The sequence below is a fragment of the Streptosporangium sp. NBC_01469 genome (assembly GCF_036227305.1).
Classification (GTDB): domain Bacteria; phylum Actinomycetota; class Actinomycetes; order Streptosporangiales; family Streptosporangiaceae; genus Streptosporangium.
Genome location: NZ_CP109465.1, coordinates 1,129,306 through 1,154,755, shown reverse-complemented (window position 1 = coordinate 1,154,755; position 25,450 = coordinate 1,129,306). Strand labels below are relative to the sequence as shown.

23 protein-coding genes are annotated in these 25,450 nt (G+C 70.9%); 11 read left to right on the top strand and 12 right to left on the bottom strand.

Translation table 11 applies throughout. From position 1 onward, the window contains the following. Window positions 1–8: 8 nt before the first annotated feature. From OG587_RS05210 to OG587_RS05190, 5 genes are all read left to right on the top strand, one after another. Window positions 9–914, top strand: a complete 906-nt coding sequence (locus OG587_RS05210) for a carbohydrate kinase family protein (protein WP_329087381.1) — start codon at window positions 9–11, stop codon at window positions 912–914. Between the two features lie 10 nt (window positions 915–924). After that, window positions 925–1,884 (top strand): hypothetical protein, encoded by a 960-nt coding sequence (locus tag OG587_RS05205; protein ID WP_329087379.1) that lies wholly within the window; start codon window positions 925–927, stop codon window positions 1,882–1,884. Then, a complete protein-coding gene (locus tag OG587_RS05200; protein ID WP_329087377.1) occupies window positions 1,881–2,711 on the top strand; it encodes a DeoR/GlpR family DNA-binding transcription regulator in 831 nt (276 codons plus the stop codon). Before OG587_RS05205 ends, OG587_RS05200 begins: the two co-directional genes overlap by 4 nt. A gap of 91 nt (window positions 2,712–2,802) precedes the next feature. Next, complete coding sequence (locus tag OG587_RS05195; protein WP_329093742.1) at window positions 2,803–3,903, top strand: tartrate dehydrogenase; 1,101 nt, start codon at window positions 2,803–2,805, stop codon at window positions 3,901–3,903. Between the two features lie 183 nt (window positions 3,904–4,086). After that, the gene (locus OG587_RS05190) at window positions 4,087–5,508 is read left to right on the top strand and encodes an aldehyde dehydrogenase family protein (RefSeq protein WP_329087375.1); all 1,422 of its coding nucleotides are present in this window, start codon (window positions 4,087–4,089) and stop codon (window positions 5,506–5,508) included. A 287-nt stretch (window positions 5,509–5,795) separates the two neighbouring features. Here the strand turns inward: OG587_RS05190 and OG587_RS05185 are convergent, their stop codons facing one another. The 4 genes from OG587_RS05185 to OG587_RS05170 all read right to left on the bottom strand — a co-directional run bounded on the left by OG587_RS05185 (window position 5,796) and on the right by OG587_RS05170 (window position 9,257). Next, on the bottom strand, window positions 5,796–6,803 hold the full coding sequence (locus OG587_RS05185) for a sugar phosphate isomerase/epimerase family protein (RefSeq protein WP_329087373.1): 1,008 nt from the start codon (window positions 6,801–6,803) through the stop codon (window positions 5,796–5,798). Between the two features lie 30 nt (window positions 6,804–6,833). Beyond that, window positions 6,834–7,460 carry a VOC family protein gene (locus OG587_RS05180; RefSeq protein WP_329087371.1) on the bottom strand — a complete coding sequence of 209 codons (627 nt, stop codon included), beginning with the start codon at window positions 7,458–7,460 and terminating at the stop codon, window positions 6,834–6,836. Further along, window positions 7,457–8,185, bottom strand: coding sequence for an orotidine 5'-phosphate decarboxylase / HUMPS family protein (locus OG587_RS05175; RefSeq protein ID WP_329087369.1), 729 nt, complete (start codon window positions 8,183–8,185; stop codon window positions 7,457–7,459). Before OG587_RS05175 ends, OG587_RS05180 begins: the two co-directional genes overlap by 4 nt. Window positions 8,186–8,303: 118 nt before the next feature. Continuing rightward, window positions 8,304–9,257 carry a sugar phosphate isomerase/epimerase family protein gene (locus tag OG587_RS05170; RefSeq protein ID WP_329087367.1) on the bottom strand — a complete coding sequence of 318 codons (954 nt, stop codon included), beginning with the start codon at window positions 9,255–9,257 and terminating at the stop codon, window positions 8,304–8,306. 200 nt (window positions 9,258–9,457) lie between these two features. Here OG587_RS05170 and OG587_RS05165 point away from each other — a divergent pair, with 200 nt between their 5' ends. The 3 genes from OG587_RS05165 to OG587_RS05155 all read left to right on the top strand — a co-directional run bounded on the left by OG587_RS05165 (window position 9,458) and on the right by OG587_RS05155 (window position 13,025). Beyond that, entirely contained in the window at window positions 9,458–10,681 is a 1,224-nt protein-coding gene (locus OG587_RS05165) for a zinc-binding dehydrogenase (protein WP_329087365.1), read from the top strand. 12 nt (window positions 10,682–10,693) lie between these two features. Then, a complete protein-coding gene (locus OG587_RS05160) occupies window positions 10,694–11,908 on the top strand; it encodes a Gfo/Idh/MocA family protein (RefSeq protein WP_329087362.1) in 1,215 nt (404 codons plus the stop codon). A gap of 61 nt (window positions 11,909–11,969) precedes the next feature. Beyond that, window positions 11,970–13,025, top strand: coding sequence for a Gfo/Idh/MocA family protein (locus OG587_RS05155; RefSeq protein ID WP_329087360.1), 1,056 nt, complete (start codon window positions 11,970–11,972; stop codon window positions 13,023–13,025). Between the two features lie 188 nt (window positions 13,026–13,213). Here OG587_RS05155 and OG587_RS05150 read toward each other — a convergent pair whose 3' ends face one another. The 3 genes from OG587_RS05150 to OG587_RS05140 form a co-directional block, all read right to left on the bottom strand. Further along, window positions 13,214–14,320: a Gfo/Idh/MocA family protein gene (locus OG587_RS05150; RefSeq protein WP_329087359.1), complete on the bottom strand. Its 1,107-nt coding sequence runs from the start codon at window positions 14,318–14,320 to the stop codon at window positions 13,214–13,216. Window positions 14,321–14,325: 5 nt separating this feature from the next. Beyond that, on the bottom strand, window positions 14,326–15,075 hold the full coding sequence (locus OG587_RS05145) for a sugar phosphate isomerase/epimerase family protein (protein WP_329087357.1): 750 nt from the start codon (window positions 15,073–15,075) through the stop codon (window positions 14,326–14,328). Window positions 15,076–15,296: 221 nt separating this feature from the next. Further along, entirely contained in the window at window positions 15,297–16,205 is a 909-nt protein-coding gene (locus OG587_RS05140; RefSeq protein ID WP_329087355.1) for a LysR family transcriptional regulator, read from the bottom strand. 249 nt (window positions 16,206–16,454) lie between these two features. On the opposite strand from OG587_RS05140, the gene OG587_RS05135 reads away from it, so the two are divergent. From OG587_RS05135 to OG587_RS05125, 3 genes are all read left to right on the top strand, one after another. Continuing rightward, complete coding sequence (locus tag OG587_RS05135) at window positions 16,455–17,381, top strand: SDR family NAD(P)-dependent oxidoreductase (RefSeq protein WP_329087353.1); 927 nt, start codon at window positions 16,455–16,457, stop codon at window positions 17,379–17,381. Window positions 17,382–17,399: 18 nt separating this feature from the next. Continuing rightward, window positions 17,400–17,930 (top strand): nuclear transport factor 2 family protein, encoded by a 531-nt coding sequence (locus tag OG587_RS05130; protein WP_329087351.1) that lies wholly within the window; start codon window positions 17,400–17,402, stop codon window positions 17,928–17,930. A 591-nt stretch (window positions 17,931–18,521) separates the two neighbouring features. After that, window positions 18,522–18,911 carry a hypothetical protein gene (locus OG587_RS05125; RefSeq protein ID WP_329087348.1) on the top strand — a complete coding sequence of 130 codons (390 nt, stop codon included), beginning with the start codon at window positions 18,522–18,524 and terminating at the stop codon, window positions 18,909–18,911. A 48-nt stretch (window positions 18,912–18,959) separates the two neighbouring features. On the opposite strand, the gene OG587_RS05120 is transcribed toward OG587_RS05125, so the two are convergent. The 5 genes from OG587_RS05120 to OG587_RS05100 form a co-directional block, all read right to left on the bottom strand. Continuing rightward, complete coding sequence (locus tag OG587_RS05120; RefSeq protein WP_329087346.1) at window positions 18,960–19,394, bottom strand: MarR family winged helix-turn-helix transcriptional regulator; 435 nt, start codon at window positions 19,392–19,394, stop codon at window positions 18,960–18,962. Continuing rightward, complete coding sequence (locus OG587_RS05115; protein ID WP_329087344.1) at window positions 19,391–21,115, bottom strand: MFS transporter; 1,725 nt, start codon at window positions 21,113–21,115, stop codon at window positions 19,391–19,393. The genes OG587_RS05120 and OG587_RS05115 overlap by 4 nt, the downstream gene beginning before the upstream one ends. A 427-nt stretch (window positions 21,116–21,542) precedes the next feature. Further along, complete coding sequence (locus tag OG587_RS05110; protein ID WP_329087343.1) at window positions 21,543–22,079, bottom strand: NUDIX hydrolase family protein; 537 nt, start codon at window positions 22,077–22,079, stop codon at window positions 21,543–21,545. 381 nt (window positions 22,080–22,460) lie between these two features. Continuing rightward, window positions 22,461–23,597 carry an acyl-CoA dehydrogenase family protein gene (locus tag OG587_RS05105; RefSeq protein ID WP_329087341.1) on the bottom strand — a complete coding sequence of 379 codons (1,137 nt, stop codon included), beginning with the start codon at window positions 23,595–23,597 and terminating at the stop codon, window positions 22,461–22,463. 155 nt (window positions 23,598–23,752) lie between these two features. Next, window positions 23,753–25,129 (bottom strand): FAD-binding oxidoreductase, encoded by a 1,377-nt coding sequence (locus tag OG587_RS05100; protein WP_329093740.1) that lies wholly within the window; start codon window positions 25,127–25,129, stop codon window positions 23,753–23,755. Window positions 25,130–25,450 lie beyond the last annotated feature (321 nt).

Genomic DNA, 25,450 nt, shown 5'->3' with positions numbered 1-25,450 from the left:
CGCGGGAAATGGCATTGGATGTCATCTGCGTCGGAGTTGTCACCATCGACACGATCGCCATGGTCGAGCGCATGCCCGCCGAAGACGACCGCGTGCTCGGCGAGCCCTTCGTGGTCGCCGGGGGCGGTCCCGCCGCGACCGCGGCGGTCACCCTCGCCCGGCTGGGCGCCTCGGTCGGCTTCTGCGGCGTGGTCGGCGACGACGCCGCCGGAGAGCTCAGCCGGCGGCTCCTGGACGAGGAGGGGGTCGACACCCGCTGGCTGCGGACGCGCCCCGGCGTACGGACGCCGCAGAGCATGATCGTGGTGTCCCGCGCGTCCGGTTCCCGGTCCATCGTCACGTCGCCCTCGGTGCCCCCCGACCCCGGTTCCGTACCGGTACGCGCCTCCCGGTGGCTGCACGTCGACCAGACCGGATATCGCAGCGCGCGGACCGCGCTGCGGGGCGAGACGGACGTGGCCTCGCTGAGTATCGACGGCGGCAATCCGATCCCCGGGCTCGACCTCGAAGACGTCGCACTGTACGCGCCGACCGTCGGCTCGTTGCGTGACGCCTTCCCGGCCGAGGACGTGCCCGGGAGCCTGCGGGCCGCCGCCGCGGCGGGTGCCCGCCAGGTGGTGGCGACCGCGGGTGGCGAGGGATGCCAGGTGCTCGTGGACGGCCGGGCCGTGCACGTTCCGCCGGTGACCGTCGACCCGCTGTCCACCATGGGAGCGGGCGACGTCTTCCACGGCGCCCTGCTGGCAGGGCTGGTCGAGGGCATGTCCCCGGTGGAGGCGGCCTGGCGGGCCAACGTGGTGGCGGCGCTTTCATGTCGTTCCCTCGACGGCAGAAGCGGCATCCCCGACGCCGCCGAGACCGGAAAATACCTATCCGCGATGCGACCCGCATCGCGGATTGATGAATACAGGTGAACGGAGAGAGATGTCTGGGAACCGTGTGGCCCCGGATGATCAAGCGATAGACGAGCTGGTGGCGCCGCTGAAATCGGCCGAGGGCGGTTTCGCCATGCTCGCGCTGGACCAACGGGAGTCACTGCGCCAGATGTTCCCGCTCGTGGACGGCGACGAGGTCGGTGACGACTCGCTGCGCCGTTTCAAAGACATGGCGACACGGGTGCTGTCACCACTGGTCTCCGCGGTCCTGCTCGACCGCCCCTACGCGGTCACCGACGCCCGGCCCGGCAGCCTCGCCCCTTCGACGAGCCTGATCCTCGCCGCGGACGTCCTGGACCAGCCACGGGGACAGGGGGTGATCACCACGACCCTCGACCCCGCCGTCACCCCCGAGTTCATCGGGCGGGTCGGAGCCACCGCGGTGAAACTCCTGGTCATCTGGCGGCCGGACGAGGGCCTGGAGGAGAGGACACGGCTGGTCCTGTCATTCCTGGACGTCGCCCGCGCCGCCGGGGTGCCCAGCCTGGTGGAGGCCATCGTGCGGCCCGCGACCGGCGGGGAGTGGGACGGCCCCGACGCCCGCCACGAGGCCATCCTCCAGGCGGCGCGCGAGGTCTCGACCCTCGGCGGGACGATCTACAAGGCGGAGATGCCCGGCTACCTGCCCGGGGACGTCTCGCGCGTCAGGGAGCACGCCGAACGCATGTCTGACATCGTCCCCGTCCCCTGGGTGGTGCTGTCCAACGGCGTAAACCAGCCCGACTTCGCGCCGGGCGTCCGGGAGGCGTGCCTCGGCGGCGCCGAGGGCTTCCTCGCCGGACGCGCCATCTGGGGGGACACCGTCGCCGACCCCGACACGCTCGGCGCGTTGTCCCGGCGGTCGGTGGACAGGCTGCGCGCGCTGACCACCATCGTGGCCGAGGCCTCGCGGTCGAGGGGGCCGCGGGCTTCGGAGCCGGATGTGGAAGCGGAGGGGGTACGGAGATGACCGAGGAGAACTTCAGGTACACCTCGGCACCGGAACGCCGCGAGCGGCTGGTGCAGTTCATCTCGGAGCAGGGATACTGCACGATCACGGAGCTGTCGAACGCCTTCGCCGTCTCCGAGATGACGATCCGGCGCGACGTGCTGCGGCTGGCCGAGCAGGGCAAGGTACGGGCCTTCCGCGGCGGTGTCGGCTCGCTGTCCAAGCAGGAGATGGAGGGCAGCGACTACCGCCTGCGGGACATGAAGATGGCCGACGCCAAGCGGGCCATCGCCCTCAAGGCGATCGACATGGTGGGCATCGGCTCGGTGGTGGCCATCGACGCCGGGACGACGGGCCACCAGGTGGCCGAACTGCTGCCACCGGACCGCAACGTGACGGTCGTCACGCACTCCTTCCCCGTGGTGTCCAGCCTGATCGGCCGTACCGGCACAGAGGTGATGTGCCTGGGCGGCCTGCTGCACCCGGAGTCGCTGTCCTTCGACGGACCGGCCGCCCTCGCGGCCATCTCCAACCTCAGGGTGGAGACGTTCTTCCTCGCCGCGAGCGGCATCGGGGAGCGGGGCGCCTTCTGCGGCAACGGTTTCGACGCCATCACCAAGCGCGCGCTGATCGAGGTCGCGGAGCGGGTGGTGCTGCTCGCGGACTCCTCCAAGTTCTACGCCTCGGCGATGGTGAAGATCTGTGACTGGGAGGTCATCGACCGGATCATCATCGACGACGGCATCTCCGAGAACCAGAGGCACGTGCTCGAACAGCAGGACGTGGACGTGGTGACGGTGACGGCCACCCCGCAGGACCTCGGCTCCGCCGCGGACGCCGCCTCGTGAGCGGTGTGGGCGGTATGAGTGTTGTGAGCCGTCACCGCGTCGCGGTCATCGCGGGCGCCGCCTCGTGAGCGGCGTGAGCGGTGTGGGCCGGGTGAACCGTCATCGCGTCGCGGTCATCGCGGGCGACGGCATCGGCCAGGAGGTGATGCCGGCCGCCATCGACTGCCTCGACCTGGTGGCCGGTCTGTACGGGCTCGACCTCGACTGGCACCACCTGGGCTGGGGCTCCGACCACTACCGTGCCCACGGCCGGATGCTTCCGGTCGACGGGCTGGACGTCCTGGCCGAGCATGACGCCATCTTCCTGGGCGCGGTCGGAGTCCCGGACATCCCGGACGTGGAGACCCTGTGGGGCCTGCTGATCCCGATCCGCCGCCGCTTCGAGCAGTACGTCAACCTCCGGCCGGTGAAGACCCTGCCGGGTGTGCGCTCCCCCCTCGCCGACTCCGGCCCGATCGACCTGGTCGTCGTCCGCGAGAACAACGAGGGCGAGTACTCGGAGATCGGCGGGCGGATGTACCGCGGCCTGCCCGAGGAGTTCGCGGTGCAGGAGTCGGTGTTCACCCGGCGCGGTGTGGATCGGGTGGCGCGGTACGCCGCGCGGCTCGCCGCGAGCCGGGGCGGGCGCCTCACCTCGGCCACCAAGAGTAACGGGATCGTGCACACGATGCCGTTCTGGGACGAGGTCGTCAGGGAGGCGCTCGCCGACTTCCCCGAGGTCGAGCTGCGAAGCGAGCTCATCGACGCGCTCGCCGCGAGCCTGGTGCTGCACCCCGGCCGGTACGACGTGATCGTGGCGTCCAACCTGTTCGGCGACATCCTCTCCGACCTGGCCGGTGCGATCACCGGATCCATCGGGGTCGCGCCCAGCGCCAACCTGAATCCCGAGGGCCGCCACCCGTCGATGTTCGAACCCGTCCACGGATCGGCACCCGACATCGCCGGGCAGGGCGTGGCCAATCCCGTCGGCCAGATCTGGAGCGGGGCGATGATGCTCGACGCCCTGGGACATCCCGCCGCCGCCGCGCACCTGGTGGCGGCCTTCGAGGCCGCGCTGGCGGGGGGGACCCGCACCCGCGACCTGGGCGGGCAGGCCTCGACGGCCGCGTTCACCGAGGTGGTGCGCGGGCACATCGAGGACCTCGCGAGGACCGGGGAACACGCCGGCACCGCGGACCCGGACGGGAGCTAGAACGATGAGGAACATGTCGGCACCGGGTGGCCGGGCGGGAGCCGGGACCGTGACGAACGCGTCGGCACCGGAGACGCGGGCGGGAGCCAGAACGATGACGAACACGTCGGCACCGGGTATCCGGCTGGAAGTCGGCACCATGAGGAACATGTCGGCATCGGACACTCGGGCGGGAGCCGGACCGTGGTGAGTCGCGACCAGTTGCTGTACATCGACGGGGCCTGGGTCGAGGGCGCGGGATCGCGTCCGGTCCGGGACCGCTGGACGGGTGAGCGGATCGGCACGGTCGCGGCGGGCCTGGGCGAGCACGCCGTCCGTGCCGTCGACGCGGCCGAGCGGGCCATGGCGCGGGGGCTGCCCGTGCCGGAACGCGCCCGCGTGCTGGCGACCGCCGCGCGGCTCGTCGAGGAGCGCGGCGAGGAGTTCGCCCGATCCATCACGGCGGAGACCGGGAAGCCGATCACCGCGGCGCGCGGCGAGGTGGGCCGCGCGGTGCAGACGCTCGGCTGGGCGGCGGAGGAGACCAGGCGGCTGACCGGTGAGACCGTCCCGCTGGACGCCGTTGAGTCGGGTGCGGGCACCATCGCGCTGACGGTGCCCGAGGCACGTGGCATCGCCGCGGCCATCACCCCGTTCAACTTCCCGCTCAACCTGGTGCTGCACAAGGTCGCGCCGGCACTCGCGGCGGGATGTGCCGTGGTGCTCAAGCCGTCCGACAAGGCGGTGCTGGTCGCGGGCCTGCTGGTGGAGGTGTTCGCGGAGGCGGGCCTTCCCGCCGGATGGCTCAACCTGGTGACGGGCACGCCCGCCGACGTCGTGGAGCCGTGGATCGACGACCCCCGGGTCGCGGTGATCAGCTTCACCGGGTCGAGCCGGGTGGGCTGGGATCTCAAGGCGAGGTCACCCCGCAAGCTGCACGTGCTGGAGCTGGGGTCCAACACCGCCATGGTCGTCACCGGCAACGCCGACCTGGAGCGCGCCGCCGCCGACGCGGTGACCTCCGCCCTGGCCAACTCGGGCCAGGCCTGCGTCTCGCTGCAGCGGGTGTACGTGACCCGCGAGGTGGCCGACCGGTTCGTCACCCTGCTGGGCGAGGCGTTCAGGGCGGTGAGCTACGGCGACCCGCGGGACGACGCCACCGTGGTCGGGCCGCTCGTCACCACCGAGGCGACGACGGGTCTGAAACGCTCGATCGACGCCGCGGTGGCCGGTGGCGCGCGGCTGCTCGCGGGCGGCGAGGTGGTCGGCGGGGTGCTGGAGCCCACCCTGCTGGCCGAGGTCGATCCTGACAGCGCGCTGGTCTGCGAGGAGGCGTTCGGCCCCGTCGCGAGCGTGCTCGTCGTCGACGACCTGGACGAGGCGATCCGCGGCGTGAACTCCTCCATGTACGCGCTCAACTCGTCGATCTACACCGGCGACCTCGGCGAGGCCATGCGGTACGCGGCTCGCGCGCAGGCGGGCAGCGTGCTGGTGAACATGCCCCCGTCCTACCGCGCCGACCACATGCCCTACGGCGGGGTCAAGGACTCCGGGCAGGGCACCGAGGGCGTCAGGTACGCGGTCCACGAGCTGCTGCACCACAAGCTGGTGGTTCTCAAACCGTAGCCGGTGCCGCTCGAAGCGTGGCCCCGGCCGGGAGGCATGGTCCCGGCCGGGGCCATGCCTTTTCGTCTTCCGCCTCTTTCCGCGCGTCGGCCCCAGGGGATCCCAGAGCGCGTCAGGTCTGGGCGGGATCCCCGCGCGGCCTGAGCGGGATCCCCCGGCGTGTCGGGCCCGGATGGGATCCCGGCGTGGTTTGAGCGGGATCCCGGCGCGTCGGGTCTGGCCGGGATCCCGGCGTGGTCTGAGCGGGATCCCCCGGCGCCTCAGGTCCGGCTGGGATCCCAGCCGCGTCAGGTCTGGGTGAAGGCCGTGTCGAAGCGGGCGTGGGGCTGCTCCCAGAGCAGCGACCGCACGAGCGCGAGCGCCCGCGGCGCTCCGTGCATCCGGCTCATCCCCGCGTCCTCCCACTCGATGGATATCGGCCCGGCGTACCCGATCGACTCCAGGGCGCGGAAGGCGTCCTCGAAGGGGACGTCGCCGTGGCCGGCGGAGACGAAGTCCCAGCCGCGCCGGGGGTCTCCCCAGGGGAGGTGGGAACCGAGCCGGCCCACCCGGCCGTCCTTCGCGCGGATCCGGGTGTCCTTGCAGTCGACGTGGTAGATCCGGTCGGCGAAGTCGACGATGAAGTTGGCGGGGTTGATGTCCTGCCACATCATGTGGCTCGGATCCCAGTTGATCCCGAAGGCGCCCCGGCGGTCGATGGCCTCCAGGGTCCGCGCCGTCGTCCAGTAGTCGTAGGCGATCTCGCTCGGGTGGACCTCCAGGGCGAACCGCACCCCTTCCCCGTCGAAGACATCCATGATCGGGTTCCAGCGGGCGGCGAAGTCGGCGTAGCCGTCGTCGATCACCTCCTGGGACACCGGCGGGTACATCGCGACGTACCGCCAGATCTTCGACCCGGTGAATCCGGTGACCACCGAGGCGCCGAGCTTGCGTGCCAGGATGGCGGTCTTCTTGACCTGCTCGGAGGCGCGGGCCCGGACCCCGTCCGGGTCGCCGTCTCCCCAGGTGCGCGAGCCGACGATCGACTGGTGGCGGAAGTCGAGCGGGTCGTCGCAGACGACCTGGCCCTGGGCGTGGTTCGACAGGGCCCAGACGCCGAGCCCGTAGCGGTCCAGGATCTCCCGCCGGGAGTCGAGATAGCCCTCGTCCTCAAGCGCCCGGTCCACGTCCAGGTGCTGTGACTTGCAGGCGATCTCCAGGCCGTCGAACCCCCACTCGGAGGCCAGCCGGGCCACCTCCTCGAAGGGCAGGTCTGCCCACTGCGCGGTGAACAGCGTTACGGGGCGGGTTGACATGGGATCTCCTTCACCTGGGGCCGGCTCCGCTCAGGGATCGGCCTGCAGGAATTCGAGCTGGTTGCCGAAGCAGTCGTAGGTGTGGAAACGGCGATGTCCGGGGAAGCGGTCGTCGGTCTCGACGACGACGCCGTGCCCGGCCAGCCGGGCGGCGAGCGCGTCCAGGTCGTCGACCAGGATCGCCGGGTGGCCGAGCCGGTTCGGCCGGAAGTCCTCGTCGGGCAACCCGTGGATCTCCACGCCGCCGGTGCCGAACCAGCAGCCGACCGGCCGCATGGTCGTCGGCTTCGGCACCTCAGTCATGCCGAGCACGCCGCCGTAGAAGGCGCGGGCACGGCCCTCCTCGCCGACCGGCATGGTGAAGGTGGCGTGGTGCAGGCGCAGGAAGGCGACGGGGTGTCCGGTGTGCCGGCCGCTCGTCCCGGTGTCCCGGCCGCTCGTCCCAGAGGCCCGGCCGGGGGCCGGGCGTGCGGTCACGCGCTCATCGGACTGTTGCTTGTCCGGGTCGGTCATGCCCTGACCGGTTTGTTGCTTGTCCGGGTCGGTCATGCCCTGACCGGTTTGTTGCTTGTCCGGGTCGGTCATGCCCTGACCGGTTTGTTGCTTGTCCGGGTCGGTCATGCCCTGACCGGCCTGGCGTTCGTCCCGGTCGGTCATGCCCCGACCGGGGTGGCGTGCACGCGGGCGATCGCGTCCCCCAGGATCCGGGGCAGGTCGCGTTCCGGGATGGTGAACGACGTCTCGTCGTCGATGGCGAGGGGGGCGCCGAAGACGACGACGCCCGCGCCGATGGCCGGGCAGCCGACCGCCTGCTCGATGGACAGCCCCCCGACCGCCTGCACCGGGACGGTCGTCGCGGCGACGATGCCGGGCAGGTCCGTGAGCGGGGACAGCCTCAGTTCCCGGTGCATGTTGCGGTGGTCGTGGCCGATGTGGTGGATGACCATGCCGACCCCGAGGTCCTCCAGCCGCTTCGCCTCGGCCACCCGGTCGTCGGCTCCCATGTCGTCGCCCATCACCAGGATGCCGAACTCCTCGCCCGCCTCGCAGACGCGCTGTACCGTCGCGTCGTGGGCGCGGCCCATCACGACCACGGCGTCCGCGCCGGCCTCGGCGAACATGCGGGTCTCGCCGTAGCCGCCGTCCATGACCTTCAGGTCGGCCACCAGCGGATGGTCCGGATACTCCGCGCGCAGGGTGCGCACGGCGCGGAGGCCCTCCGCCATCACCAGCGGGGTGCCGATCTCCAGCCAGTCGGCACCGGCCTCGACCGCGATCGCGGCCATCCGCAGCGCGTCGTCGAGGGTCTTCAGATCGAGCGAGACCTGCACGATGCCATGAGTCAGATCGGATCGCCGCAGACCTCGGATCGATGGGCTCATGTCGTGTTCCTCCTGCTTCGGGGTGTTCCCCGTCTCTGGTTCGGGTGTTCCTCGTCGGGCGCGGGCCCGACGGTTCGGCCGTCGTACGCGCGGGGACGGGCGGTGTACGGCCGGTGGTTCAGCCGCTGTGCCCGGCCGCGCTCCTGGCGACGTCGTGGCTGCGCACCCGGACCGCCGTCGAGCCGCCGAACCAGCGGTCGCGCGCCATACGCAGGAAGTCGGCCGAGGCGCGCAGCTCGTCGAGGCCGTTGACCCCGTCCTCGATGCTGATCCAGCCGTCGTAACCGGCTTCCACCAGGATCGGGAAGATGCGGTCGTAGTCGTTGAGCCCCTGCCCGATGACGCCGTGCTTCAGGGCGGGCGAGTATCCGATGGTGCCGTCCGCCTGGCGCAGGTCCTCCAGGGTCGTACCGGCCTGAAGGTAGCGGTCGGACGCCTGCATGGTGACCACCCGGTCGACCACGCGTCGCAGGAACTCGGCCGAGTCGACACCCGCGACGATCGCGTTGGAGGGGTCGTACTGCACCCCGAAGTTGACGCGGTCGGTGATGCTGTCGACCAGCGAGAGGAAGACGTCGGGCGACTGCGCCAGCTCCGGATACGTCCAGGTGGTGGCCTTGTAGTGGTTCTCGATGGCGAGGGTGACGCCCAGCTCGGCGGCGAGCGGGAGGAGGGACTCGATCGCCTCGGCCGCCCACCGGACGCCCTGCTCGACGGGAACCTGCGGGTAGGCCTGCCCGCTGAGCACGCGGCAGGTGGCCCCCGGGCCGCCGAGCACGGCGGTGATGCGGACGAACTCGGCCTGACGGTCGATCTCCCGCGCGCGCACGTCGGGGTCGGGGTGGGTGAAGTCGGGTGAGGCGCACATCATCGGCATCTGGAATCCGGCGTCCGCGAGAGCGTCGCCGATCCGCCGGATCTCGTCCTCGGCGGTGGACCAGAAGAAGCCGGTGTGGAGTTCGAGTCCCTCGACACCGAGCGTGCGGGCCTCGTCGATCCACTCGAAGACGGACTTGGTGCGCCGGACCACCATCTGTTCGAGGTAGCCCTTTGGGAACGCTGCGATCCTCACGTCCGCTCCTCACCGACTCAGCAGGTGAATCGATACGTTAGCACCAAAGTGTGGGAGATAGCATACAGACTTTGAGCGGATTCTGAACTACTGTTGGTGTGGAGCGAGCATTTCTTGCACCCGCCGCACCCTGGGAGCTCATCCCGAGTGCTCCGGAAGCCCCCGCTCGGTCGAGGAAACTACGAGCTGGAGGAACGCTGTTGAAAGCGTTGGTCAAGTACGCGGACACCGACGGCGCGCTGGAGGTGCGTGACGTTCCCGAGCCGGTGGCCGGGCCGGGAACGGTCCTCGTCCGGGTGCACACGGTCGGCGTGTGCGGATCCGACATCCACATGTGGCACAACACGCAGAGCAAGAGTTCCAAGGGCGTGTTGCCGATCACCCTCGGGCACGAGTCCGCCGGTGTCATCGCCGCCGTCGGTGACGGCGTGACCGGCTGGTCCATCGGGGACCGCGTGGTGTGCGAGACCGCCGCGTCGATCTGCGGCGTGTGCGGCCTGTGCCGCAGCGGACGCTACAACCTGTGCCCGTGGCGCGAGGGCTACGGCCTCAAGCGCGACGGCGCGATGGCCGAGTACGTGGTGGCCGAGCCCCGCGTGCTGCACAGGATTCCGGACAACGTCAGCTTCGAGACCGCGTCGATGACCGAGCCCTACGCGGTCGCGTACAACGCGGTGGTGGAGCGCGCGCCGGTGAGCCCCGGTGACCTGGTGGTCGTCCAGGGAGCCGGGACGATCGGGATCCTCGCCCTCCAGATGGCGATCCTCCGCGGTGCCGCCACGACGGTCGTGCTCGGCACCGAGATCGACACCCATCGGCTGGAGAAGGCCAGGCGGCTCGGCGCCGACCACGTCGTCGACATCTCCCGGCAGGACCCGGCCGAGGTGATCTCGCGGCTGCACGACGGGCTCGGCGCGGACCTCGTGGTCGACGCGACCGGGGTGAGCGCCGCACTGAAGCAGAGCATGGAGCTCGTCCGCCCCGCGGGGGCGATCGCGAAGGTGGGCTGGGGGCCGCAGCCCCTCGGCTTCACCCTGGACCCGCTGGTCAAGAAGGCCGTGACGCTCTACGGGTGCTACTCGCACACCTGGAGCACCTGGGAGAACGTGCTGCGCCTGTTCAGCCAGGGCAAGTTCCGTCCGGAGCTGATCCTGGGCGGGGTCTACGCCATCGAGCAGTGGGAGGAGGCGTTCTCCGCGATGCAGCGGGGAGACAACGTCAAGTCCGCGCTGCGGATGCCCTTCGGGTTCGAGGACAGCGGGTCCCTGGGCGGCGAATCCCACAGCGGCGGGTCTCTGGACAGCGGGTCTCTGGACCGGGGATCCCTCAGCGGCGAATCCCTGAGCGGTGGATCCCCGGGCAGCGTGTCCCGGATCGGTGGATCCCGGACCGGTGGGTTCCAGACCGGCGAAACGACGAACTGAAAGGTCAACGGCGTGTCCCCCTCACCCATCCGTCTGGGGATCCTCGGGCTCGGTGCGGTCGCCCAGGCGGTCCACCTGCCGCTTCTGGCGAAGCGGCCGGAGCTGTACACCGTCGCCGGCATCTGTGACCTCTCCCCCGAGGTCACCGACGCCATGGGCCGGCGGTACGGCATCCCCAGAGCCCGGCGGTTCTCCCACCTCGACGACCTGCTCGACGCGGGCGGTCTCGACGCCGTGATGATCCTCTCCCGGGGATCGCACACCTCGGCGGTCCGCGCCGTCTTCGCCCGGCGGCTGCCGGTGTTCTGTGAGAAGCCGCTCGCCTACACCACGGCCGAGGTGGACGACCTGATCGCCGCCGAACCCGACCTCGGGCACCCGGCGATCCTGCTCGGCTACATGAAGCAGTACGACCCCGCGGTCATCGAGGCGGCGAGCCTGCTGGAGGACGTCGACGACATCCGCAGCATCGAGGCGAGCGTGCTGCATCCCACCGGGGCCTCCCAGCTGGCCTTCACCCGGCTGGTCGGGCCGACCGCACCGCCACCGCCGCACGTACAGGCCGAGGCCGACGCCGAGGACCTCGCGCTGTGGCGTACCGCGGTGGGCGACGCCGACGAGGCGCTGTGGCGCACCTACCGCGGCGCGCTGGTCAGCAGCCTCGCGCACGACCTGTCGATCATGAGGAGCTTCGGCTCGCCGCCCGCCACCGTGGACTTCGCCGACATCTGGCGGCAGAGTTCCCGGTACGCCCGGCGGGACGTGGGGCGCGACAGGAAGTCCTTCGGCGAGCATCCCCCGTCGATCTCCGCCACGGGCACCCTCGCCGGTGGCGGCCGGTTCGGCCTCTCCTGGCACTACCTGCCCGACTTCCCGGCCTACCGGGAGACGGTACGGGTGGTGCACGGCCGGGGCACGGTGGAACTGACCTTCCCCTCCCCGTACCTCCTGCACGCGCCGACGGAACTGGTCGTCACCTCCCTCGACGGCGACGCGGAGCGCAGGGTGCTGCGCCGCAGCGTGACCGAGGCGTTCGAGACCCAGCTGGAGGCGTTCCACGCGATGGTCCGCGAGGGAATCGAGCCCCGGTCGGGGCTGGACGCCGGGAGGGCCGACATCCTCGACTGCCAGCGGATCGTGGCGAGCTTCGCCGCCAGGACCGGCACCCCGGTGGGCGGCGAGGTGGGCCGGCTCGTCGGCGGGCGATCGGACGTGCCGATCCCATGACACCGGTAGGAACGGCCTCCAAGGCACCTGTATGGAGAAAGCACTCGGAAGGGCCGATTCGATGACATCCGGAAGCGCCGATCCGGCGACCCCCGCGCCGATCCGTACCGCGATCGTCGGATACGGCCTGGCGGGCAGCGTCTTCCACGCGCCGCTGATCAGCGCCGACCCCGCGTACGCTCTGCGCGGCATCGTCACCGGTGATCGGGAGAGGGCGCGGGCCGCGACCGAACGCTACCCCGGTGTCCGTATTCTCCCCAGCGTCGAGCACCTGTTCGCGGCGGGCGAGTACGACCTCGTGGTGATCGCCTCGCCGACCCCGAGCCACGTGGAACTCGCGGAGCGGACGTTGGAGCTGGGCCTGGCGACCGTGGTCGACAAGCCGCTCGCCGTCAGGTCCGTCGACGCGGAGCGGCTCATCGCGCTCGCGGACAGCAGGGGGGCGCCCCTGACCGTGTTCCAGAACCGGCGGTGGGACGGCGACTTCCTGACCGTCCGGCGGCTCGTCGAGGAGGGCGCGCTCGGAGAGGTACGGCGCTTCGAGTCCCGGTTCGAATGGCTCAACCCCCGGCCCCGGCCGGCCTGGAAGAGCGGTACCACCGGCCGCGACGGCGGCGGCATCGCCTACGACCTGGGCTCCCACCTCATCGACCAGGCCGTGCGGCTGTTCGGGCCGGTCGAGGAGGTGTACGGCGAGCTGGACCGTCGCGGGGCGAACGCCGTCAACGACGACGACAGCTTCATCGCCCTCACCCACACCTCGGGCGTCCGGTCACACCTGGGGATGAGCAGCCTGGTCGCGCGGCGTGGATTCCGCTTCCGGGTGCTCGGCTCGGCGTCCGCGTACACCAAGTGGGGCCTGGACCCGCAGGAGTCGCAGCTCGCGGCCGGGATGTCCCCCCTGGACGAGGGCTTCGGCGTGGAGCGGGCCGAGTCCTACGGGCGGCTCGGGCGCGACGAGGACGACAGGCCGGTACCGACCGAACGCGGCGGCTACCGGCGGTTCTACGCGATGCTGGCCGAGGCGCTGGCCGGTCGGGGGCCTCTCCCGGTGGACCCCGGGGACGCGCTCACGGCGATCCGCATCATCGAGACACTTCAGGCCCAGCAGGGCTGATCCGGCGCGGAGCTCCAGCACAAGCGGAGCTCCAGCACAAGCGGAGCTCCAGCACAAAAAGGACGGCGAACACGGACGGCGCCCGCACCTGGCGGGCGCCGTCCGTGTTGTTTCGCGGTGTTCTACGGCCTTTCCGAGAGCCCGTGTGTCGAGGTCCTGAACGCCGTGACGCCGCGCAGGGGGTTCTTTCAGAGGGTCCGGGCGTAGGGATCCCAGTCCTCGGTGACCGGTTTCGTGGCCGGGGCCGAACTCCGCACGGGCACGACCTCCCCGCGCTCGATCGACTCCGAGACCGCGGCCATCGTGTCCAGCACGTGGTAGGCCAGCTGCCCGGAGGCCCGGTGCGGCACCCCGGCCCGTACGGCGCGGGCGATGTCCAGTGTGCCGAGGCCACGGCCTCCCACCGGGCCCACGGCCGGCACGGTCGTCCAGTCGTCGTCACCGGCGCGCCGGATGCGGAGGTCCCCGTCGAAGTGGTTCGGGTCCGGGACGGACAGCGTCGCCTCGGAACCCACGATCTCCACGTGACCCACGCGGCGATGCGGGGAGTCCCAGCTCAGCACGGTCGTCGCGGCCTGCCCGGCCTCGAACTCGGCGATGACGCCGACGTGCGTCGGGACCTGCACGGTGATCTCCTGCCCGGCCTTGGGACCGACGCGCAGGACGCGTGTGGGCCGCGCGACACGTCCGGTCGCCACCACCGAGCGGAACGAGCCGAAGAACTGGGCCAGCGCGGTCAGGTAGTACGGTCCCATGTCCCACAGCGGACCCGCGCCGCGAGAGAGCAGCACCTCCAGGTTGCGGTGGTCGTCCACCGGGCCTGGCACCTCGAACAGGGTGAGCCCGGTGAGCGGCACGCCGATGTCACCCCGCTCGATCATCCGCCTCGCCGTCTGCAGGCCGGCACCGAGGAAGGTGTCGGGCGCCCCGCCGATACGAAGACCCGCGCCCTCCGCCTTCTCCAGCAGCCGCAGGCCGGTGGCACGATCCAGGGTGAACGGCTTCTCGGTCCACACGTGCTTACCCGCGCCGAGCGCCGCCATGGACACCTCGGCGTGCGCGGCCGGGATCGTCAGGTTGACGATGATCTCCACATCGGGATGCTCCAGCGCCTGTTCCGGGGTGCCCGACTCCGGCACCCCGTACGCCGCTGCCTGCTCGGCGGCCCGGTCCGGATAGAGGTCCGTGACGATGCGGACGTCCAGGTCCGGGAAGCGGGTGAGGTTCTCCAGGTACTGCTCGCTGATCTTCCCGGCGCCGATGACGCCGACCCCCATCGGGCCGGAACCGCTCACGCCGCTCACCCCTCGACCTTCGGGTTCAGATAGGCGAAGCTCGCGGCGATCGCCTCGAAGACGTCCCCGGTGTAGTCGTCGAACTCGACCGCCCCGGCCTCCAGGTGCGGCACCGCGTCGAGGATCTCGGGCCAGGGCAGCTTGCCCTGGCCGGCCGGCAACTGCTGGGTGTTCTCCCGGTTGACGGGGCCGTCCTTCAGGTGCAGGAAGCGCACGCGGTCGCTCACGCGGCCCAGCAGGCCCAGCACGTCCTCGCCTCCCACCGCGACCCAGTAGGCGTCGACCTCCAGCACCACTTCCGGCCGGAGCCGGTCGGCCAGGGTCTCCAGCGCGGTGCGGCCGGCGAACCGTCGCTCAAGCTCCCACCAGTGGTTGTGGTACCCGACCCGCAGGCCGTAGTCCGCAGCCTTCACCGCCGCGGCGTTCAAATGGTCGGCGATGCGGGTGACATCGTCGTCGCTGGTCCAGAACTCCTCCGGGATGAACGTGTCCACCACCGTGTTCGCGCCCAGCCTGTTCGCCGCCGTGAACACCGCCTCCAGATCGACGTCGATCAGCGACGAGGTCATCGTGGGGGAGACAAAGCCGTTGGCGGTGACCGCGTCGAGGAACTCCGGACCGCGGGAGTACAGCTTGTACGAGGACTCGATCTGCCGGTAGCCGATCGCGGCGACCCTGGCGAGCGTGCCCGGCAGGTCCTCGTCGATGGCATGCCGGACGCTGTAGAGCTGGAGGGACAGCGATCGGAGAGGCACGGTGAACCCTTCGCCGGTTGAGGCGCGCCGTCCACCCGTCATGCTCGATACCGATCATCGGGGGACTACACGCGCCATATCTGTTACTAAAGTAACGAATATATGTGAACTACACATCATGTCAAGAGTGTTACGCGCGCATTCCGGACGTCTCCCGAACAGTTCGCCGCAGGGTGCTCCGGCACGTCACCCGGAACCGGGAACCGGCCCGGCGGTCCGCGTCAGCCGGGATCCACGTCCGTGACGGTCGCGTCCGTGTCGGAGACGGGGAGTGCGGGGAGTGAGGCGAGGAAGGCCGTGACCGCGGGGCGGTGGTCGGTGGAGCGCCAGGCGATGGCCAGTTCCGCGGGCGGCAGGCCGGTGACGGGGCGGCAGACGACACCCGGGCGGGAGTAGAGGGCCGCGTTGCCCTCGGCGAGCAGCACCACGCCGAGCCCGCTCGTGACCGCCTCCAGGACCTCGTCGGCGGACGCGGCCTCGGCGCCCACGACGGCCCCGTCGCGGACGTCCAGGCCCAGCCAGAAGTCGCGCAGCGGACCGGACGCGGCGGGCAGCGAGATGAACGGCTCGTCGCGCAGGTCGTCGATGTCGATCTCGGCCCGGCAGGCCAGGGGATGGCCTTCCGGCAGGGCGGCGAACCTGCGCTCCCTGACGAGGACGCGGACCGCGAGCCCCTCGGGCGTGGGCAGCCAGACGAAGGCGACATCGGAGCTGCCGTCGGCCAGGCCACCGCTCGGATCGTCCCAGCTGACCAGGCGCAGGGAGACCGTCCAGCCGGGCATCCTCTCGCGGAAGCGGCGCAGCGTCTCGCGCTGCAGGTTCCTGCCCACGGACGTCTGCATGCCGATCACCAGGGTGCCCGACGGCGCCGCCTGGCGGGCCGCGTCGAGTCCCGTACCCCAGAGTTGCAGCATCTCCCTCGCCGTCGGCAGCAGCGCGGAGCCCTGCGGGGTGAGCCTCGCACCGCCCGGCGTCCGCTCGAACAGCGGGAAACCGAGCTGCCGCTCCAGGACGCGGATCTGTTTGGACAGCGCGGGCTGGGAGACGAACAGCCGCTCGGCCGCCCGGGTGAAATGAAGCTCCTCGGCCACGGCGACGAAGTACCGGAGATCACGCAGATGGACGTCCACAACCACTGGTTATAACGCGGCGCCCGCCGGGGTGGGCGGGCGGCGCCGGCTGGATTCGCGGGAGCGGGGAACCTCGGGCCCGGCGCCATAGCCGATCGTTATGACGGGAGGTCTTGGACGGTCGCGCGGCACGCGGATGACCATGGGCGTTGTCCCGCCGTCACCCGCGGGAGCGTGCTTCATGCCTCTTGGCACCGCTCCCGGTCGGCCCCACGCAAGTGACCTTTCCCGAGTCCTGAGGAGGATTCCATGACCGAAGAGCAGCGGCCTTCGAGGCGCAGGGTTCTCACCACCGGCACCACCGGCGCGATGGCGCTGGCCGCCGGGGCCCTGGGCGGGGGAGCGCTGGGTGCCGGGCCCGCGACGGCCGGCACCCGGAACCCGCCCGGCCCCTCGCCGGGCAGGGCCGATTCCCGAGGTCGGTTCGCCGGGAAGGTCGTGCTCATCACCGGGGCGACATCGGGCATCGGCCAGGCCACGGCGTACGAGATGGCGAGAGAAGGCGCGAAGGTGTTCTTCTGCGGGCGGCGCGAGGAGCTCGGGCACCGTCACGAGCGGGCGATCCGGGAGTTCGGCGGCGAGGCCACCTACATGCGGGCCGACGTGTCGAGGGAGTCCGACGTGCAGGCTTTCGTCGCCGGATGCGTCCGGCGGTACGGGAGGCTCGACATCGCCTTCAACAACGCCGGGATTGAGAGCCCGAGGGCCGCACCCCTCCACGAGCAGACGCTGGGCGACGTCGAGAAGGTCTGGCGCGTCAACGCCGCCGGGGTCTTCCTCGCGATGAAGTACGAGATCCCGCACATGCTCCGGCAGGGGGCCGGGGTCATCGTCAACACCGCGTCCATCTCCTCCGAGGTCGGCTTCGCGACGATCTCCCCCTACAACGCCAGCAAGCACGCGGTCGCCTCGCTGACCAAGGTCGCCGCGCTTGAGTACGCGGACAGGAACATCCGCGTCAACGCGCTCGCGCCCGGTGCCGTCGACACCCCGATGCTCGAACGGGCGGCGAGGGCTTTCGGGGTGACGTACGAGCAGATCGCGCAGGACTACCCCATCAAGCGGATCGTGGAGCCGCAGGAGATAGCGCGCGTGGTGATGTGGCTCGCGTCCGACGACGCGACCGCCGTCATCGGTACCGACATCGACACCTCCGGTGGCTACCTCACCGGCTGAACGATCGGAGAAGGCGATATGTCATCGCGTGATGCCGCGCCGTTCCGGGCGCTGTGCGTGATCGCGTGGGCGGCCCTGCTCTCGGCCGCCTGTACGGCCGAGGCACCGCCGACCGCGACGGCGCCGTCTGTGGTCGCGACGCCGACCGTGACGGCGCCGTCGGCGGGCGCGGAGCCGCCGGTGGCGAGGAGCGCGGGCGCGTCGGCGGCACCGGCCCCGGGCCATCGCGAGCTGGTCGGCCGTTTCGTCGACGCGATCAACCGGGGGGACGCCGACGAGGTGGGGGCGACCTTCGCGGAGGGGGCCCGCTTCGACAGCGTGGGCCGGATCTACGCCGGTCGTACCGAGATCATGGACCGTTTCCTGATTCCCGAGGTGATCGAGGCCGGTGGCCGGTACACCCTGCTCGCCGTCGTCCCCGGCGGGCCGGGCCGGGTGGTCGCGGAGTACGACTTCGCCACGGGCGGCGGGGGAAGGGAGCACTTCACCTACGACTGCGCCGTTTCGGAGAACCGTTTCACCGACTGCGTCGGCCGCTATGTCGGCTGACGCGTGACGCCGCAGGCACGGCCCGGTGCCTCGCCGTCCACGTTTGAAGGATCAATCCGCAGGCCCCGGGAAAACCCGATGATCGTTCTGTCGGGAAAGGAAAGACCGGCGGATGATTTCGCGAGGGGAAAGCAGTCCCACGGCGAGAACGCTCATCCCGGCGGAGCCAGTGGGCCGTTATCGCGGAAGTGCCGGGACGACCGGGTAGGAATGGGACCTCGATCCGGACGACGAGGGCGAATCCACAGTTCGTCGAATTGCCGGGACGCGTAAACACGGAGGGCCAGCCTAAATCGGCCCGACGGCGAAGGCGAATGTTTCTCGCAGCCTGATCGCGCACACCCTACGGCCGGAGAGGTCGTCAGGCAGCCGGGCACCTGTTACCGGCCGTCCCCGAACAGTTGCGCGACCTGGAAAGTCGAATGGCCTTCAAGTCTTATCCGGGGATGTTTTCCCGGAAAACCGTGAGCACTGACGGTGGCAATTCTCATATGGTCGTCGTGATGGTGAGAACCGTGACCCTCACCATCCGGATCCGGTGATTCCGACCTTGGAGGATGGGTGACACGGCGTGCGGTACGGAACAAATCCGTGGGGATGGTCGACGAGGCGACGGCGGAACGCCACGACCGGGCGCTGGCGGTCGTGCAGCGGCTTCTGATCGAGCGGGGAATCCGCGCCCACCGCCACCACCCGATCAGCCTGGGGGTCTTCGCCGCCCAACCGGGTGCCCCTACTCAGCCGGGCGCCCCTGCCCGGACCGGGGGCCCCGCCTTCCGCTCGCGGGCCGACCGGCATCCGCCCGAGCTGGCCGTGATCGCCCAGGGCCGGCGCGCCGCCACGGTGACGATAGGTCCCCGATCCGGCTGCTACCTGGTGTCCGTCCGCCGAGGCGGCCCCAACCTCCACGCCGTCGGGCGGGAGCAGCCCCACAGGGTCGTGGAGCTGATCGTCACGGACCGGCTGGACGAGCGGCCGTGATCGCCGGGCCGTTCGCCGGCCCGTGGGTCGTCCCGTCCAGGGGCCGGCTCAGCACTCCTCGGCGACCATGGCCTCCAGGACGGGCAGCGCGGCGGCGAGCGCCGCGCGCTGCTCGGGGCTGAGCCGGGCGAGCCGCGCGTCGAGCAGCGCCGCGCGCCGCGAACGCACCTCGGCGAGCACGCGGACCCCCTCGGGCGACAGCGCCACCCGGACGGAGCGCGCGTCCTCGGCGTCGATCGTACGGACGATCAGGCCCCGGTGGCCGAGCGCCAGGAGGACGCGGCTCATGGTCGGCGCGGTGACGGCCTCGCGCTGGGCCAGCTCGCCCAGGCGCAGCGGGCCGTGGTTCTCGATCGAGACCAGGGTGGACAGCTGCAGGGGAGGTACGTCGTTGGTGGCGATCCGGACGCGCCGGTGCAGCCGGCCGACGGCGAGGCTCAGCCGGCTCGCGAGTTGCGCGTCGCCGGACACCGTTGCGCTCATCGTTTCTCCCATTCCTCGTGGATGTAAAGATCACCGCGGAACAGCGAGACCACGGCCCCGACGGCCGCCAGGACGGCGGCGAGGACGAAGACCACGACCAGACCCTGGTGGAACGGCCCGGACAGCAGCGTCGGCAGGAAGGTCCTGCTGGTCAGCGTCGTCACGGTCGAGACGGGCAGCTCGTGCAGCACGCCGGCCGCGTTCAGCAGCGAGGAGAGCGGGTTGCCGCCGAGGAACGCGGCGAACATCATCCCGACCGGGGGGATGGCGGAGACCGCGCTCACCGCGTGCGCCGGCACGCTCTGGGCGGTCAGGCCCGCGTGCAGCGCGCCGGGCAGCGACTGGGACAGCCCGGTGACCAGGAGCGAGAAGAACACGCCGATGGACAGCACCATGCCGGCGTTCTGGAAGGTGGCCCTGATGCCGGAGGCCACGCCGCGCTGGTCGGCGGGCACCGAGTTCATCACCGCCGTGGTGTTCGGCGCGGAGAACAGCCCGGAGCCGATGCCGTTGAACAGCAGCAGGAGCGCGAAGGCCGGATAGCCGAAGACGACCGGCAGCGCCAGCATGCCCAGGAAGGTCACGGCCATGAGGAGAAGGCCGCCGGTGGCCAGGAGCTTCGCCCCGTACCGGTCGGACAGGTAGCCGGAGACCGGCCCGGCGACGAGGAAGCCGAGGGTGAGCGGGCCCAGGTAGATGCCCGCCCACAGCGGGGTCTCCGCGAAGTCGTAACCGTGCAGGGGCAGCCATATGCCCTGGAGCCAGATGATCAGTATGAACTGCAGCCCGCCACGGGCCGTCGCGTTGAGCAGCGCGGCCGCGTTCCCGGCCCAGAACGCCTGGATCCGGAAGAGCCCGAGATGGAACATCGGCTGCGCCACCCGCGTCTCCACCGCGCAGAACACGGCCATCAGGGCGAGGCCGCCGACCAGCCCCGCGATGACCAGCGGGTTGGTCCAGCCCTCGGTGTGGCCGCCGTAGGGCTGGATGCCGTACGTGATCGCGGCCAGTGACGCGGTCAGGCCGAGGGCGAAGGTCAGGTTGCCCCACCAGTCGATCCGCAGGTCGTGGCGGCGCGCCGCCGTCTCGTGCAGGTTCCGGTACGCCCACCAGGTGCCCACCAGGCCGATGGCCGCGCTGACCCAGAAGATCGACTGCCAGTGCCACGCGGACAGCAGCCCGCCCGCCATCAGCCCGATGAAGGTGCCGGCGAGCCCGGCGACCTGGTTGACGCCCAGCGCCGTGCCGCGCTGGCGGGCCGGGAACGCGTCCGTGATGATCGCCGCGGAGTTCGCCATCAGCATGGCGCCGCCGACCCCCTGCACCAGCCGCCAGCCGATCAGCCACAGCGCGCCCGCCCGGCCGCCCGCCGGGACCAGCGCGAGTGCCACCGAGGCCGCGGTGAACACGGCGAAACCGGCACTGTAGACGCGCACCCGGCCGTACATGTCTCCCAGCCGTCCCAGCGTGACCACCAGCACCGCCGTCACCAGCATGTATCCCATGAGCATCCACAGCAGGTAGCTCACGTTCGCCGGTGCCAGCGGGTCGAGACGGATGCTGGTGAAGATGGCCGGCAGCGAGATGATCAGGATGGAGGCGTTCACCGTGGCCATGAGCATGCCCAGCGTCGTGTTGGACAGCACCGACCACTTATAGGGAAGGCGCCCGCGCGGGCGGGAGGGTGGCCAGGCCGGGACGATGGTGACGGGGCTGCGCATGAACCCTCCAGATCGGCGAATCTGGCGGAAAGTTAGTTGACGCATGCTAAGTATACGTGCCGAGGTTCCCGTTCCAGACGTCGCACCCCAGGTCAGGGGTGGTACGCGTCGACGCTGCGGCCGTTTCCTCGACCGTGGGAACCGGCCTGGGAACGGGCCGCGAGAACCCTGGGAACCGGGTTGGGAACGGGCCGCGGGAACCTTGGGAACCGGGTTGGGAACCGATCGCGGGAACCGGTCTGGGAAGTGACCGCGGGAACCAGTCCGGAACCGGCCTGAGTGCCGGCTGCGGGAACCGGCTCGGGAAGTGACCGCGGGAGCCGGCTTGGGAACCGATCGTGGGAATCAGTCTGGGAGCCGGCCTGAGTGCCGGCTGCGGGAACCGGCCGCGGGATGCCGCCGCAGCCGTACCGCGCCGCCCCGGAGATCAGGAAAGGCAGCCGACGTGTGCGAGGGCCTGCTTCAGCAGGACACCCTGCCCGCCGAGCATCTCCTGCTGCACCAGGGGTGACGAGGCCTCCTCGGGGGTGAACCAGACGAGGTCGAGGGCGTCCTGCCGGGGGCGGCAGTCACCGGCGACCGGGACGACGTAGGCGAGGGACACCGCGTGCTGCCGGGGGTCGTGGTAGGGCGTGATGCCCTGGGTCGGGAAGTACTCGGCGATGGTGAACGGCTGCGGAGAGGCGGGGACGCGGGGCAGCGCCGTCGAGCCGAGGTCCTTCTCCAGGTGGCGCATGAGCGCGTCCCGGACACGCTCGTGGTGAAGCACGCGGCCGGAGACGAGGGCGCGGCTGACCGCTCCGTCCGATCCGATGCGCAGTAGCAGGCCGACACGCGTGACCACTCCCGTCTCGTCGACCCGTACCGGTACGGCGTCGACGTAGAGGATCGGCATCCGCGCGCGGGCCGACTCCAGTTCTTCGGGAGCGAGCCAGCCGGGCGTGGTTTCGGTCATTTCGGTCATTGACCGATCGTACTTCGCGGTCGGCTCGGAAACGCGTTCTCTCCGGGCAACCGGCTCGTGGAACTCACGAAACTCATGGGCTTCACAGGCCCCATGGACTTCACGGGACTCACAGGTCTCATGAAACTCATGGGACTCATGAGACAGGACTCACGGGGCTCATGGACCTCGCAGGAGTCACAGGTCTCATGGACTTCACGGGATCCACGGGATCCACGGGACCCACGGGACCCACGGAAAGCGGGGCGGCGGGCCCGATGGTCCAGGGTGACCTACCGGCGGGGGCGCCCCCGCCGCTCGAAGGCCTCAAGGGACCGGTGGGAAGACCGAAGGGCTCCGCGCGGCGCGTCCGCCGCGGGGAGCCCGCCGATCATGGCCGCGCTAGATGTAGAACGTGTCGGGTTCGAGCCCGCACAGGATCCGGCCGTACAGCTCGGCGTTGGTGTCGGGGTGCATGAGGGCGTGCAGGTTGACGGCGGCGACGTCGCGGGCGATCCGCTGGATCGACACGTCGCTGTAGATCGAGGAGCCGCCGCTGGCCTGGGCCAGGATGTCCACGGCCGCCTTGCCGCGCTGGACCACGCCGCCCATCTCGGCCCGCGCCTTAACCCGCTCCGCGACGCTCCACGGCTCGCCCCGCCCGGCCTTGCCGTCCACGAGTTCGGCCAGGCGGTGGGCGTGGAACTCGGCCTCGTCGATCTTCATGGCCGCCTCGGCGACCTGGAGGTGGGTACGCGGTGCCGCGGCCTGGCTCTCGTACCCCGTGTACGTGATCTTCCGGTTGGGCAGCCGCTCCAGGAACGTCTCCATGGCGGCCCTGGCCATGCCCAGGACCGAGCCGACGGACGAGGCGGAGGCGACCGGCAGCAGCGGGGCGCGGTAGATCGAGGCGCCGGCGTTGGCCTGCGAGGCCGACTGGCCGCCGAGTATCGCGCCCAGCGGCATCACGCGGTCGGCGGGGACGAACACGTCCTGTGCCACCGTGCTGACGCTGCCGGTGCCCCTCAGTCCCGAGGTGTCCCAGTCGTCCACGATCCGCAGGTCGGCCATGGGGACCAGCGCGAGGATCGGCATGGGCGTGCCCTCGGGGTCCACCTGGATGGCCACGATCTCCTGCCACTGGCTGTGCCAGGCGCCGCTGATGAACCCCCACTTGCCGTTGACGATCACGCCGCCGTCGGCGGGGGCGGCCATGGCGGAGGGGCTGAGCGTGCCGCACACGCGTACGTCCGGGGTCGAGAACACCTCGTCCTGGACGTGGTCGGGGAACAGCCCGACCATCCACGTCGGGATCCAGTAGACCGACGCGATCCAGGCGGTGGAGCCGTCGGCCCGGCCCAGCTCGGCGGCCACGTCGACGATCGTGCGGGTGTCGGCCTCGTAGCCGCCAAAACGGGTCGGCACGCGCAGTTTGAAGATCCCCGCGTCCGCGAGCGCGTCGATCGTCTCGTCGTGGAGACGCTTGTTCTGCTCCGACCATGCGGCGTTCCCGCGAATGACGGGCGCCAGGTCGGACACACGACGAACAAGTTCTTCCCGCGTCGGAATTTCGGTCGTCAGCACCATTTTCCTCCTCGTCGCCGGTCGACGAGACACCACGGTTCACGCAGGCGCTCATCTCGACACGAGAATCACATCCACGTCGTGCCCGCCGCACCTTTGTGATTGCTTAGTCAGGACGTCGCGGGCGGGATGTTCTGGTTGACTCGGAAGACGTTGCCCGGGTCGTGGACGGCCTTGATTGCCGCCAGCCGTTCGTAGACGCCGCCCGGGTAGGCCACCCGGACCCGCTCGTCGCCCTCGTCGGCGAGGAAGTTCACGTACGCCCCCTGGTCACCCTGCCGGATGGCGGCGGCGAACTCCGCCACCCACGCCCGGTGGAGCGGGGACTCGGCGGGGTCCTCGTAGATGGCCGCCAGATTGACCATGATCCTGCTCTGGCGGTGCCAGAAGGCCGTGGCGTCGGCGGGGACCCGCGCCATCGCGCCGCCGAGCACGCGGAGCTGGGCCGCGGGCAGGGTCGCGGTCGAGGTGTTCAGGTAGTGGATGATCGTGGCCGCGGTGTCGTGGTCGACCCGGTCGATGAACATGTTGGTGAAGTCGGAGATCGGGTGGAGGTCGTCCTCCGGGGGGCACATCCCGGCGTACGGCATCTCCCCCAGCAGGTCGGCGAGGGGCGGGGCGAGCGCACGGAAGCGGTCCATGACCCGCGAACCCTCCTCCGCCGGACCCGCGTAACACATCATCGCCATGATGACGGGCCTGCCGTGGTGCTCCTCGGGGACGAACGGCACGGGCGGCGAGGGCATGACGTTCGCGATCGCCGACAGTTCCTCGGGGGCGTCCTCGGCCTCGGTCACGAAGCCGAGGACGGTCTCCGCGGTGGCCGGCAGGACGAGCATGCCGCCGTAGACGCCGTCCAGCTCGTGCAGGCGGAACCTGAGGCGGGTGGCGACGCCGAAGTTGCCGCCGCCGCCGCGGATGGCCCAGAACAGGTCGGGGTGACGGTCCTCGTCGACGTGCAGGATCGCGCCGTCGGCGGTGACGATCTCGGCGGCCAGCAGGTCGTCGACGGTGAGCCCGTGCTTGCGCACGAGATAGCCGATGCCTCCGCCGAGGGTGATGCCGCCGATGCCCACGGAGGCCGTGTCGCCGAACCCGGTGACCAGGCCGTGGGCGCCCACGGCCGCGGTGTACTCGCCACAGGTCAGGCCCGTCTCGGCCCACGCGGTACGGCCTTCGACGTCGATGTCGATGCCCTTCATCGCGCTCAGGTCCAGGACCAGGCCGTCGCAGACGCCGTGCCCGGCGTTGCTGTGCCCGCCGCCGCGTACCGCGAGGGGGAGGCCGGTCTCCCGCGCGACGGCGATGACCCGCGCGACCTGCGCCGCGTTCGCCGGCCGGAGGACGGCCACCGGCCGGCGGTCGGCCGTCCCGCCGTACACCACCGCACGCGCCTCGTCGTATCCGCTGTCGTCCGGCGCGATGACCCGCCCGTCGAACTCCCGGCGCAGCGCGCGTACCAGGGCGGTGGTGCGGTCGATGGACATCGTCACGGGCGGACTCCTCAGCGGGTTTGCGGGAGTCGCGGGCGGACTCCTCGACGGGCTTCCGGGAGTGGCGGCCGGATCGGCGGCACCCCGGTCCGGATGCAGAGATCACCCCCGATCCTCGGCCGGGGCCGCCCGCCGGACATCTTCGACGGTGCCGTCTGCGAGATTCCGCCGTTGACCTCCACACCGTGCGGCGGCCCGCTCCTCTTCCGCCGTTGATCTCCACACCGTGCGGCGGCCCGCTCCTCTCCCGCCGTGCGCACCGCTCTCCCGCCGTGCGCACCGCGAGAATCGCTCAGCATTTCCAGAGATGCGTCG

Excerpts from the sequence above, each read along its gene's own strand:
- OG587_RS05180 (WP_329087371.1), bottom strand. The coding sequence starts at position 7,460 with ATGACCGACCGGGACGAACGCCAGGCCGGTCAGGGCATGACCGACCCG.
- OG587_RS05135 (WP_329087353.1), top strand. The coding sequence starts at position 16,455 with ATGACCGAAGAGCAGCGGCCTTCGAGGCGCAGGGTTCTCACCACCGGC.
- OG587_RS05120 (WP_329087346.1), bottom strand. The coding sequence starts at position 19,394 with ATGAGCGCAACGGTGTCCGGCGACGCGCAACTCGCGAGCCGGCTGAGC.
- OG587_RS05155 (WP_329087360.1), top strand. The coding sequence starts at position 11,970 with ATGACATCCGGAAGCGCCGATCCGGCGACCCCCGCGCCGATCCGTACC.
- OG587_RS05205 (WP_329087379.1), top strand. The coding sequence starts at position 925 with ATGTCTGGGAACCGTGTGGCCCCGGATGATCAAGCGATAGACGAGCTG.
- OG587_RS05175 (WP_329087369.1), bottom strand. The coding sequence starts at position 8,185 with ATGAGCCCATCGATCCGAGGTCTGCGGCGATCCGATCTGACTCATGGC.
- OG587_RS05200 (WP_329087377.1), top strand. The coding sequence starts at position 1,881 with ATGACCGAGGAGAACTTCAGGTACACCTCGGCACCGGAACGCCGCGAG.
- OG587_RS05130 (WP_329087351.1), top strand. The coding sequence starts at position 17,400 with ATGTCATCGCGTGATGCCGCGCCGTTCCGGGCGCTGTGCGTGATCGCG.
- OG587_RS05115 (WP_329087344.1), bottom strand. The coding sequence starts at position 21,115 with ATGCGCAGCCCCGTCACCATCGTCCCGGCCTGGCCACCCTCCCGCCCG.
- OG587_RS05185 (WP_329087373.1), bottom strand. The coding sequence starts at position 6,803 with ATGTCAACCCGCCCCGTAACGCTGTTCACCGCGCAGTGGGCAGACCTG.
- OG587_RS05210 (WP_329087381.1), top strand. The coding sequence starts at position 9 with ATGGCATTGGATGTCATCTGCGTCGGAGTTGTCACCATCGACACGATC.
- OG587_RS05100 (WP_329093740.1), bottom strand. The coding sequence starts at position 25,129 with ATGTCCATCGACCGCACCACCGCCCTGGTACGCGCGCTGCGCCGGGAG.
- OG587_RS05110 (WP_329087343.1), bottom strand. The coding sequence starts at position 22,079 with ATGACCGAAATGACCGAAACCACGCCCGGCTGGCTCGCTCCCGAAGAA.